The 11,796-nt window shown below is 58.6% G+C and carries 11 protein-coding genes; 7 read left to right on the top strand and 4 right to left on the bottom strand.

Annotated elements, in window-relative coordinates; genetic code table 11:
• Positions 1–73 precede the first annotated feature (73 nt).
• Complete coding sequence (locus ON14_RS02645; protein ID WP_010202942.1) at positions 74–1,126, bottom strand: App1 family protein; 1,053 nt, start codon at positions 1,124–1,126, stop codon at positions 74–76.
• 52 nt (positions 1,127–1,178) lie between these two features.
• The gene (locus tag ON14_RS02640) at positions 1,179–1,868 is read right to left on the bottom strand and encodes an SOS response-associated peptidase (protein WP_081503497.1); all 690 of its coding nucleotides are present in this window, start codon (positions 1,866–1,868) and stop codon (positions 1,179–1,181) included.
• A 103-nt stretch (positions 1,869–1,971) separates the two neighbouring features.
• On the opposite strand from ON14_RS02640, the gene ON14_RS02635 reads away from it, so the two are divergent.
• From ON14_RS02635 to ON14_RS02615, 5 genes are all read left to right on the top strand, one after another.
• Complete coding sequence (locus tag ON14_RS02635; protein WP_010202940.1) at positions 1,972–2,622, top strand: TetR/AcrR family transcriptional regulator; 651 nt, start codon at positions 1,972–1,974, stop codon at positions 2,620–2,622.
• A 128-nt stretch (positions 2,623–2,750) separates the two neighbouring features.
• Positions 2,751–3,572, top strand: a complete 822-nt coding sequence (locus ON14_RS02630; RefSeq protein WP_010202939.1) for an ABC transporter ATP-binding protein — start codon at positions 2,751–2,753, stop codon at positions 3,570–3,572.
• 2 nt (positions 3,573–3,574) lie between these two features.
• On the top strand, positions 3,575–4,258 hold the full coding sequence (locus tag ON14_RS02625; RefSeq protein ID WP_010202937.1) for an ABC transporter permease: 684 nt from the start codon (positions 3,575–3,577) through the stop codon (positions 4,256–4,258).
• Complete coding sequence (locus ON14_RS02620) at positions 4,255–5,007, top strand: ABC transporter permease (protein ID WP_010202935.1); 753 nt, start codon at positions 4,255–4,257, stop codon at positions 5,005–5,007. Before ON14_RS02625 ends, ON14_RS02620 begins: the two co-directional genes overlap by 4 nt.
• Before the next feature lie 2 nt (positions 5,008–5,009).
• Positions 5,010–5,921 carry an ABC transporter substrate-binding protein gene (locus ON14_RS02615; RefSeq protein WP_010202933.1) on the top strand — a complete coding sequence of 304 codons (912 nt, stop codon included), beginning with the start codon at positions 5,010–5,012 and terminating at the stop codon, positions 5,919–5,921.
• Between the two features lie 109 nt (positions 5,922–6,030).
• Here the strand turns inward: ON14_RS02615 and ON14_RS02610 are convergent, their stop codons facing one another.
• Positions 6,031–6,726 (bottom strand): DedA family protein, encoded by a 696-nt coding sequence (locus ON14_RS02610; protein ID WP_050992994.1) that lies wholly within the window; start codon positions 6,724–6,726, stop codon positions 6,031–6,033.
• 58 nt (positions 6,727–6,784) lie between these two features.
• A complete protein-coding gene (locus tag ON14_RS02605) occupies positions 6,785–7,549 on the bottom strand; it encodes an aminotransferase class IV (RefSeq protein ID WP_010202929.1) in 765 nt (254 codons plus the stop codon).
• A gap of 11 nt (positions 7,550–7,560) precedes the next feature.
• On the opposite strand from ON14_RS02605, the gene ON14_RS02600 reads away from it, so the two are divergent.
• Together ON14_RS02600 and leuS are read left to right on the top strand one after the other, a co-directional pair.
• Positions 7,561–8,961: an anthranilate synthase component I family protein gene (locus tag ON14_RS02600; protein WP_010202928.1), complete on the top strand. Its 1,401-nt coding sequence runs from the start codon at positions 7,561–7,563 to the stop codon at positions 8,959–8,961.
• Between the two features lie 175 nt (positions 8,962–9,136).
• Positions 9,137–11,743, top strand: coding sequence for a leucine--tRNA ligase (gene leuS, locus ON14_RS02595; RefSeq protein WP_010202927.1), 2,607 nt, complete (start codon positions 9,137–9,139; stop codon positions 11,741–11,743).
• Positions 11,744–11,796 lie beyond the last annotated feature (53 nt).

The raw sequence follows: 11,796 nt of genomic DNA, 5'->3' as shown, positions 1-11,796 counted from the left end.
GCGTCGACGCTCGGCTTCCTGCACATCCGGTCGATCGTGCGTGAAATTTAACAAACGACACGCGATGTCGCGATTAATCGTTGATCAGCCCAAGTTCGCGAAGCTCGATGGCCAAGCGTGCGCCGTCGGGGGCAAAGCGCCACGGAACTGGTGACTCACGTTCGTGATACTCCATCTTGCTGCGACCACCGGCAAGAACTGCTTCTCCGGTTGATAGCTGTCGAATGGCTACCGCGGCAACATTCTTGGGGTGACTGGCAACAAATTCGCCGTAAATTTCTTCATCGTGTTGCCCGTCATCGCCAACGAGCAACCACTTGATGTTGGGGAATTCCGACGCAAGTCTCGCGAGGCTTTCCCGCTTGTGTTCGGCACCGCTGCGAAACCAGCGGTCGTGAGTTGGTCCCCAGTCGGTGAGCAGCATCGCGCCGCGCGGATACAGGTTGCGCCGCAAAAACCGTGTCAGGGTCGGGGCGACATTCCACGCGCCAGTAGAGAGGTAGATAACAGGGGCGATGGGGTTTGCCCGCGCCAATCGGTCATACAGCACAGCCATCCCGGCGACCGGGCGTCTGGCATGTTCGTCGAGAACAAAAGTGTTCCATGCTGCCAGTAGCGGGCGGGGGAGCGCGGTGACCATGACCGTGTCATCAACGTCAGACACAATCCCGAAGTGGGCCTTCGGATCGACAACGAAAATGTAGGCCAGAGTGGCCTCAGCGCCGGAAGAGTCGAGAGTGGCGGTTTGCCAGCCAGGGGCGAGAGAAACCTTGACATGCTCGTCAATAACGCCGCCACGACCGGGGGATAGTTGCACTTCGGTGCCGCCAATAGTGACGGTGACCACTTCGTCGTTCACCGGGATACTGAAGAAACTGCGCCAGCCGCGAACCTTCTCGGCTCGCTTCTTCGACGCCTCAGTTCCTCTGGTGAGAACGACGCGACACAGCACTCGAGCCCAGTCGGTTGATCCGTAGCTGCTGTACGGGATGATCGTCGTGGTGAGTCCGCGTTTGCGGCCGCGACGTTCCCTCCAGCGGTGAAAGGTGTCTTCGATGCGGGCCGCACGGTGCAGAATTTCTCCCGCAGTCTGTGCGGGGGTGTGGGCTTTGCCGAGTCGAGCCATTTGTCCAGCCTAGGGTCACACCGCGTTGCTGACAGAACCGAGTCGTTCGACGTTACCGCCGAGGCTGCGGTTCAGCGTGCAATTGTTCACTCAAAATTGCGGATGCAGCAACCGTCGCGCGCACGAAATTTTCGTCTCCCAGCGTGCGCGGGTCGAGCCAGTCGTCGATCGCATCGCTTGCGACAATGACGGGCATCCGGTCGTGGATGTCGGCGAGAGTTCCAGTGGCGGCCTGAGTGAGCATCGTGGTGGTGAGGTGCCACCGCGTTGGATCGTCCTGGGACAGCGACGGGTCCTGCCACCACGAGTACAAACCTGCGAAAAAAAGTAGACCACTTGGAGAATTTATGTAGTGAGGTACCGGAGTCGTGCTCGTCTTCTTCGTCTCGAAATAGCCGATTGCCGGAAGCACGGCGCGTTGATGCTTTACCGCCCCGCGAAAAGTTGGTTTCTGGGTGACAGTCTCACTTCGAGCGTTGAAAGTGGCGTGCTTGCCACGCAACGTTGGCGAGAATGGCGGAGTGAGCCACCACTGGGCTAAAGCCGCGCGTGGCAGCAGGGGAGAGGACGGATCAGCGCGATCCTCGAGAGTTTTCAGCATGATCGGCACTTGATCGGTTGGGCGAACGATGGGTGTCGCCAACCAGTCTGCCTGCCACTCTTCTGGTGCTCTTCCCGTGGCTGTGACGAACTCAGTAATCATCTGATTGACCGTGTCATCCATCGCAAATCGACCGCACATATAGCAACTTTACGGCTTTTGCAGAGAAAAAATTGGGTTCTACCCCGCGTAGAACAGGCGTTCTAAAGGTTAGGATTGATCAGACACCAAGAAGGGGGCCATAATGTCCGCAACAACGACAACAATTGAATTCGCGGCTGAACCAGCAGTCTCGCTTCGCAACGAGCCCGTACAAGCACGGAGCACCGCTCGCCTTACCGCTCTGCTCGATGCAGCAGCGTCGATCGTCGACGAGGTCGGCATCGAGCGGCTAACCACCGCCATGGTCGCAGAGCGCGCCGGAGCATCCATCGGCACCGTTTACCGATACTTTCCTGACCGCATCGTTTTGCTTCAGGCTCTAGGCTCGCGCAACTTCGAGCGCGTGATGGCTGGCATCACCGAAGCCATTAACGACCCAGCCCACACTGAGTGGCGAGCCGCATTGTCGACCGCCTTCGGAACGGTCATTGACACGTACCGCACTGAGCCCGGTTTCCGTGGACTTCGGGTTGGCGACCAGCTTGATCTTCGTCCGCTGCCCAATGGCCGCACCCATAAGTCGCTCGTAGCTGAACGCATCGTCGAGGCGCTTTCGACTCGCTTCGGTGTTGAAAATTCAGCTGCTTCACGCTTCACGCTCGAGGCGGGTCTCGAAATGAGCGATGCCCTCGTTGCGCGTGCGTTCCTCACAAATCCACAGGGTGACGAAGAATTCATCAAGGTGAGTACCTCGGCTGTTCGCGGATTTATCGCGGAGAACATCGGCTGGTAACAATTTCGGCTCAAAGCAATTCTGATTAGTTTTCCCCCATCGGGAATGACAGCGGCTTCGAATACTGTTTAGCTATTAATGCTGGCAAGTGTCGATCCGCGCAGAGGCGCGAGGAATGAGCCGAAATCATGATTGAATTTCGCGCAGTAACCAAACGTTTTGGCGACGGTACCGTTGCCGTTGACAATTTCGATCTCGTGATTCCCTCACGTCAGATCACCGTGTTCGTTGGATCTTCTGGCAGTGGCAAGACAACTCTGCTCAGAATGATTAATCGCATGGTCGATCTCACCGAGGGCGATATCGAAATCGACGGCGACAGCATCATGCGCAAGGAGCCGGTCGCGCTACGGCGCAGCATCGGTTACGTGATGCAGAATTCGGGGCTGCTCCCGCACTTCAAGGTCATTGACAATGTGATGACAGTGCCGACGCTCAACGGCGTCCCCAAAAAGCAGGCTCGCGATCAGGCTCTCGAGCTTCTCGACACCGTTGGTCTCAGTCGCAGCCTTGCTGACCGCTATCCGAGCCAGCTCTCGGGCGGCCAGCAACAGCGCGTGGGCGTTGCCCGGGGTTTAGCAGCTAATCCCAACATTTTGTTGATGGATGAGCCCTTTGGTGCTGTCGACCCCATCGTGAGGGCCGAGCTCCAGCAAGAGATCATTCGTTTGCAACGCGAACTCGATAAGACCATCGTGTTTGTCACTCACGACATTGACGAAGCGTTTCTTTTGGGCGACCAAGTCGTCATTCTCGAAAAGAGTGCCAAGATCGCGCAAGTGGGCAGCCCCAACGAGATCATGGCGAATCCGGCCAGTGACTTTGTCGCAAATTTCATCGGCACAGATCGCGGCAAGCGCGCGCTTTCGCTCAAGAAGACTGAGTCGGGAACCATTCTGGTCGACAGCGAGGGCCGCGGCGCTGGCGTTCTCGTAGGTGGACCGGAGTAGCAGTGAATTGGATCATCAATAATCTTGATCTGATCTGGGGCCTCACGGTTGAACATCTTCGACTGAGCATTCTCCCGATCGTTCTTGGCTTTCTCATCTCGATTCCGTTGGGGTGGTTCGCCTACCGCTTCAAGCTCACACGCGGAATCCTGCTCACCGTTGCTGGTTTGCTGTACACGATTCCTTCTTTGGCGCTCTTTGTGATCTTGCCGCCGCTGTTGGGTATCAGCTTTCTTAGTGAGCTCAACATCACCATCGCGCTCACGCTGTATGCCGTGGCGATCATGGCTAGGTCAGTGTCGGATGCTCTCGCCTCCGTCGATCCTGCGATCCGTCAATCGGCAACGGCGGTCGGGTTTGGCGGCTGGCGTCGGTTTTGGACCGTCGACTTTCCTCTTGCAGGCCCGGTCGTTCTCGCCGGGTTGAGGGTCGCGGCGGTCTCGACCGTGAGCCTGGTCACGGTCGGCATCCTGATTGGTGTCTCTAGCTTGGGCTACTTGTTCACCGACGGATTCGAGCGTCGCATCATCGAGGAGATCTTTGCCGGCGTCGTGATGACTGTCATCGTCGCTTTGTTGATCGACCGGGCCCTTGTGCTTATGGGGCGATTTCTTATGCCGTGGACAACGGTCAAGAAACCTAAGACCAGCCAACGTGATGCTATTGCTGAAGGGGCGATCGCATGAATCTCCTTCTCGAAGCAATCCAATGGCTGTTTTCGCCGGAGAGGCTTGAGGGCTCAAACCCGATCCCGCTGCGACTGGAAGAGCATCTCTTTTACACCTTCGTGTCGGTTGCGGCAGCAGCGCTCGTGGCGATCCCTCTCGGTTTCTATATTGGGCACACCGGCAAAGGTCGTGATCTTGCTGTCGGCCTTTCAGGCGCGGCTCGAGCGCTGCCATCATTCGGTCTCATCCTGTTTTTAGTTCTCCTGATCGGTGTCGTCGATGTGCAGCTCCAATTGGCGGCGATCACCGCGTTTGTACTGTTGGCGATTCCGTCGATTCTCGCCGGCGCTTATGCGGGAATCGAGGCGGTTGATCGCCGCGTCATCGATGCTGCGCGCGCCGTCGGAATGACCGAGTGGCAAATTTTGTGGAAAGTCGAGATGCCAATTGGCTTGCCTTTGCTGATTGGTGGGCTTCGGGCAGCAACGCTTCAAGTTGTGGCAACGGCGACCCTTGCCGCGTACGTGGGCCTTGGCGGTCTCGGAATATATATATTCCGTGGGCTACCGCTTCAACGCTATGACGAGATGTTAGGTAGTGCGCTCCTCATAGCCGCGCTGGCGCTAGTTCTCGATGGAATATTTGCGCTCATCCAACAATTCGCGATTCCCCGCGGAGTTTCGGCTGGGCGTGCTAAAGATGTCCGAACGTCGTCACCTCGACGACGTCCGGAGACAGCAAAAGCTGTCCAAGAAAGAAGAGGATAAAAATGTTCACAGCTAAATACAAAGGCCGGCTCGCGCTTGGCGCAGCCGCGGTCGGGGTGGCCATCGCCCTGTCAGGGTGTGCAACTAGTGATCCCCTGGACGCTGGATCGAGTAATGACGACACCAACAGCGACACCATCGTTGTTGGATCACAGGCGTATTACTCCAACGAAATCATCGCGGAGATCTATGCTCAGGCGCTCGAAAACGCCGGGTTCGATGTGGAGCGCAAGTTCCAAATCGGTCAGCGCGACGCCTACCTTACCGCGCTAGAGAGCGGCGAAGTAGATCTCTTCCCTGAATACACCGGAAATCTTCTTCAGTTCTACAAGTCCGACACCACGGCGACCGCATCAGAAGATGTCTACGCCGAGCTCGCCGATGCACTGCCTGAGGGCCTCACCGTCCTAGACCAAGCAGACGCTAGCGATCAGGACTCGTACAACGTCACTGCCGACTTCGCCTCCGCTAACTCGCTTACGAGCCTTGCAGATCTTGCCGGCGTCAGCGACCTCAAGCTCGGGGGAAACGCGGAGCTCGAAGAGCGCCCCTACGGCCCTGCCGGACTTCAGGATGTTTACGGCGCGACCGTCGGCTTCACCGCAACCGGTGACACTACCGTCGACGCTCTCGTTGCTGGCACCATCAACATCGCCAACGTTTACAGCGCTGACCCGCGCATCCAAACAGAGAACCTGGTCACGCTAGACGACCCCGAGGGACTCTTCTTGGCGTCGAACGTTGTTCCGCTCGTGAACGCCGATGTTGCAGACTCCATCGCCGACGTCATCAACGCTGTCAGCGCCAAGCTCACCGCTGAGGGCCTTGTTGGTCTCAACGTGCAGAGCACAGTCGACAAGATGTCCTCAGACGACATTGCCAGCGCATGGTTGAGTGAAAACGGCCTGAGCTAGCAAATATCACTGGCTAGTCCAGTAAAGAAGAGGGGCGGATGCGCGTGCATCCGCCCCTCTTCTCGTTAAGTTACTTCGGCCCAGCACGATGGCATTCGAGAGTTGGCGACTATTCGTCTTCGCGGTGCTCCATATGGCGCAGTTGTGAGCGATGAAGAAGTTTCTTAGCAATGAGGGCGATTACCGCAATAACCGCAATGACGGCAACGAAAACGTAGCCGGCGTAGTGGAGCTGATCCAAAAGTTCACGAAAACTGCCCGCCGTCAGAGCACCAACCGAGACATAGGCAATCGACCAAATGCTCGTGGCGGGAACGGTCCACGCCATAAACGTGCGGTAACGCATCGTGCTCATGCCGACGGTCACGGGGATAAGCGAGTGCAGCACTGGCAGGAAGCGGGAAATGAAAACCGCGATGCCACCGCGGCGCCCGAGATAGCGCTCCGCTTGAACCCAGTGCTGCTCACCAATACGTTTGCCGAGACGGGAATGGCGAATCTTCGGACCAAAATAGCGGCCCAACGCGAATCCGACGCTTTCACCTATCAGGGCGCCAACCACCACTACTGCGATCAAGATTGCTGCTTCGAAAAAACTACCGACGGCGCTACTGGCAACCAACACCACCGTGTCACCGGGAACAAGGAGCCCGACCAAGATCGACGTTTCCAACATGATGGCGATGCCAGCCAAAAGTGTTCGCAGCACCGGATCAACCGACTGCACGGTGTCGAGGACGTAGCTCAGAGAGTCATTGACCCACTGGCCGAAGTCGACACTCGCAGCGCTCGATTGAGCACTCAGCACAAAGTCGACGGGATTCACACAACGAGCCTAGCGAGGCTAACCGAAAACAGACTGGCTAAATGGTGCGAGCCAGAGCACCGAGGCGCGTGCGCCACTGCTCGAGACGGCCGGGCTTTTCTGCGACCGCAGGTCCATCGACCCACTCCGAGACAATCCGGATACCGTGCAGCGCATTTACGACCCACACCTCGGTTTCTGCCAACTCGGCTGGCGTCACCGCTTCCTCGTGAGTGTCGAGCCCCAACGCGCGGGCCACAGCGAGCACACTGCGCGCCGTAACGCTGTCAACGCGATCAAACTCTGCTGGTGGGCCGCACAGGATCTCACCGCGCCACCAGAGAATCGCACTGTATGCACCCTCGATGATGTAACCCTCGTCGGTGAGCAGAATCGCCTCATCAGCACCATGAGTGCGGGCACCCGCGTTCAGCAGGCCCAGGGCATCAATATCTGGGCCCTTCACTGTCGGCTGAGTGCGAGGATCATCGCCCGTGAAACTGATCACCTTCGCCGAACGGCGCAATTCAGGGTTGGCGCGCAGGCGCAGAAGAAAGATGTCTCCGCGAAGCTCAACCCGCGGAAACCACGAGCCAGCGCGGGGGAGCGCTGCGACGGCAGCAGTGAAAAATTTTTCGGCATCTTCGTGCAGGGCGGCGGGCACGGCATCCAGAAAGCGTTGGCGGTGCAGATTGAGTGCGAGCACGTTGCCGGAGTCAACGAGCCAAGAATCGGCAACGGTTAGCGGCGTTTTGGGGACCTCTTCGGTAGACACTTCGATTAGTTGATCGTTCTGCCACCGGTAAATCGCGTCCGCACTCATAGTCTTAGGGTATGCGCTCTCGCGTTCTTACTGCTGCCCTGCCGCGCTGGGTCGACCCCGCGGCGGTGTTCGGTGAACTCCTGAGGATTCGCGGTGGTAATGACGCTGGCGCGGTCTGGCTCGATAGTGGGGTGACAGCCTCAAGCGGGCGCAGTTATCTCGCCGTGTCCGAGCGTGCCGTGCTCAGCACCGAGCTCACCGAGCCGGTATTCGATTGGATGCGCCGCGAATTCCAAAAATTCGACGTAGACGTTTCCGACGCTCCTTCGGGTTTTCGGTTGGGCTGGGTCGGTTGGCTGGGCTACGAACTTCGGGGCGAATCGCTCGGTGTCGACATCACGACCCCGGCGTCGACTCCGGATGCGGCCTGGCTATGGGTAGACCGCGTGCTGATGTTCGATCATGATCTGCAATCGCTGAGCCTTCTGGCGCTCGGCGAGAGCTGGACGGGGGAGCTCGCCCAGTGGCGCGACGAGATGCACGCCCTCGTAACGGCCGCGGAGGCGACCGCGGCCGCACGGCGTATGCCGGTCTCAAGCTCGAGAACCACAGCCGGTGACATCGCCGCTGCGGCCGACACCCCGACGGCGGTCTGGCGTGATTCTGACGCCGACTACCTTGCGATGATTGCCGCGTGCCAGGCCGCGATTGTTGAAGGAGATGCCTATCAACTGTGTCTCACAACGAGCGTTCACGTCGATCGGGTGGTCGATCCCGTAGCGGCGTATCTCGCGTTGCGCGCAGCGAATCCGAGTCACCATGGTGGATTCCTGCGTATTGGTGAGACCTCGCTCCTGAGCTCGACTCCCGAGCAATTTCTCTCAATCGACCCCAGTGGGGTGGTTGAAACGAAGCCTATTAAGGGAACTCGTCGCCGCGATCCTGATCCGCTCGAAGATGCGCGACTGCGAGACGAGCTTCTCGCCAGTGACAAAGAGCGCGCCGAAAATCTGATGATCGTCGACCTCATGCGCAATGACCTCGGGCGGGTGTGCGAGGTGGGATCGGTCACAGTGCCGAAACTATTTGATGTCGAAAGCTATGCGACGGTGCACCAGCTTGTCAGCACCATCCGCGGTCAGTTGCGGCCCGAGGTTAGCGCTGTGGATGCCATAGCGGCGTCGTTCCCGGCCGGATCGATGACGGGGGCGCCAAAACACTCTGCGACCCTCATTCTTGACGCTCTCGAGACTGGGCCGCGCGGAATCTACTCTGGCGTGTTTGGGTACGTGGGGCTCGATGGGGCTGTTGACTTGGCCATGGTCATCCGCTCCATTGTGTTGGATGCTCAGGGCTCGACGATTGGTGCCGGCGGAGGAATCACGGCTCTTTCGGTGCCCACCGAAGAGCTTGCTGAGGTCAAGTTGAAAGCGGCAGCACTGCTGCGAGTGCTTGGTGTTCAGTCTGACTAAGCGGTCGCGCATCCGTTCCCGGCTGTAGCGAACGACCGGTCTATCGTGCGGCTGTGTACTGTGAGAGACGTCGACTCATAGACAATGGAATAACCCGACACCTTGTGGCCCCCGCGAGCGCGGCCGTGAGTTGGGTAATCTTGGATCTTCCCTGTAACGAATTGAGAGTGTTTACGTGACCGAGCAGCCCAACTTTGCTGATGCACACGATGATCGCGATGCAACCCCCGGCTATGACGTCGCGGCCATCCACGCGAAGTGGCAAGCCAAGTGGGACGAACTAAAGCCGTTCGCGACGAGTGACCCGGACGACAAGCGCCCGCGCAAATACATTCTCGATATGTTCCCGTATCCCTCGGGCGACCTGCACATGGGGCACGCTGAGGCTTATGCCTTTGGCGACATCGCAGCGCGCTACTGGCGTCAGCGTGGCTTCAACGTGCTGCACCCCATTGGATGGGACTCCTTCGGTCTTCCCGCCGAGAACGCGGCCATCGAGCGCGGAATTGACCCTCGCGGCTGGACTTACGACAACATCGAGCAGCAGAAGAAGAGCATGAAGCTCTACGGTGTCTCGTTCGACTGGGATCGTGTACTTCACACGAGCGACCCCGAGTATTACAAGTGGAACCAGTGGTTGTTCCTCAAGATGTACGAAAAGGGCCTCGCCTATCGTAAAGACTCGTGGGTCAACTGGGACCCGGTAGACCAGACTGTTCTTGCCAACGAGCAGGTTCTGGCCGATGGCACCTCGGAGCGTTCGGGCGCCGTCGTCGTCAAGAAGAAGCTCACGCAGTGGTACCTCAAGATCACCGACTATGCCGATCGCCTGCTTGATGACCTCAACCAGCTCGAAGGCGCATGGCCATCGAAAGTTCTCTCGATGCAGCGCAACTGGATCGGTCGTTCGATCGGTGCCGACGTTGACTTCGAAATCGAAGGTCGCGACGAGAAAGTCACGGTCTTCACGACTCGCCCCGACACGCTCTACGGCGTCACATTCATGGTTGTCGCTCCCGATGGCGACCTCGCTGCTGAGCTCGTCGAAAATGCAAGCGACGACGTGAAGGCATCGTTCACGAGCTACCTTGAGCAGACTCAGAAGCAGACCGAAATTGAACGAAAGGATGCTGGTCGCCCCAAGACGGGAATCCCTCTCGATCGTTTCGCCGTCAACCCGGTAACGGGGGAGCGCATCCCCATCTGGGCTGCCGACTATGTGCTGGCCGATTATGGCCACGGTGCCGTTATGGCTGTGCCCGCCCACGACCAGCGAGACCTCGAATTTGCTATCAAGTTCGACCTTCCGGTGCGTGTTGTGCTCGACACGAATGCGCCGATTACGGGAACGATCCCGATTCTTGAACTCGACGAAAACGGCATGGCCATCCTTCCGGATGATCTGCCGCCGCTGAATCCCCGCGACACCGGCAAGTCGTTGCAGGGCGACGGCCGCATGATCAACTCAGGGCCGCTCGATGGATTCAGTAAGAGCAACGCCATCAAGAAGATTGTTGAGCAGCTTGAGGCAGCCGGTACTGGCCGCGCTGCGAAGACGTACCGTTTGCGTGACTGGCTGATCAGCCGTCAGCGTTTCTGGGGAACGCCGATCCCGATCATCCACGGTTCTGATGGTGAACTGATTCCCGTTCCCTTTGACCAGCTGCCCGTAGAACTACCATCCACGGATGGCCTCGATCTGAAACCTAAGGGCAAGTCACCGCTCGCCGCAGCCGAAGACTGGATTAATGTCGCCGACCCGCGCGACGGCAGCCCAGCTCTGCGCGACGCTGACACGATGGACACCTTTGTTGACAGCTCTTGGTACTTCTTGCGGTTCCTGTCGCCTAACGACCCCGATAAGGCCTTCGACCCGGCAGAGGCTGAGAAGTGGGCTCCCGTCGACCAGTACGTGGGTGGTGTTGAGCACGCGATCCTGCACCTGCTCTACTCGCGCTTCATCACGAAGGTTCTTTTCGACCTCGGCTATGTGAGCTTCACCGAGCCGTTTAGTGCACTGCTCAACCAGGGCATGGTGCTGTCCGAGGGCAAGAAGATGTCCAAGCGCAGCCGCAAGGCCGTCACCTTCTCCGGCGAGATTGCCGAGCATGGTGCCGATGCCCTGCGTCTGACGCTCGCGTTCGCTGGTCCACCCGAGGAGAACATCAACTGGGAAGATGTTTCACCTCCCGCTTCGCACAAGTTCTTGGCCCGTGCGTTCCGTCTCGTCGGTGACGTCACGAGCGCGCCGGAGATTGAATGGAAGACGGGCGACATCGCGTTGCGTCGTGCCACTCACCGATTCTTGGCCGATGGCCCGGGCCTCGCAGAATCACTGAAGTTCAATGTGCTTGTTGCTCGCATCATGGACCTGGTGAACACGACACGCAAGGTTATCGACAGTGGTGCTGGTGGCGGAGATGCGGCCGTTCGTGAAGCCGCAGAGGTCATCACGATCGCGCTGAGCCTATTTGCTCCGCACACCGCTGAAGAGATGTGGGAGAAGCTCGGCTACGAGCCAACGGTTGCTCTCGCTGGGTGGCGCAAGGCAGAACCGACGCTTCTCGTTGAAGAATCGGTGACGGCGGTCATTCAGGTAGATGGCAAGGTTCGTGACCGTCTCGAAGTCTCGCCGAAAATTGATGCTGCAGCTCTCGAAGCGCTTGCGCTTGCCTCCGAGGTCGTCATGCGTAGCGTTGGCGACCGCGAGATCGTTAAGGTCATCGTGCGTGCACCGAAGCTCGTCAATATCGCGACTCGTCAACAGCCCGCCGAAGGCTAACGAACTCCACACTTCGAAACTACGTGCGCTGTCGGCTCGAGGGCGCGCGTAGT

It is taken from the genome of Salinibacterium sp. PAMC 21357, assembly GCF_000247645.1.
Lineage (GTDB): Bacteria > Actinomycetota > Actinomycetes > Actinomycetales > Microbacteriaceae > Rhodoglobus.
This window is presented reverse-complemented; position numbering and strand designations above follow the sequence as displayed.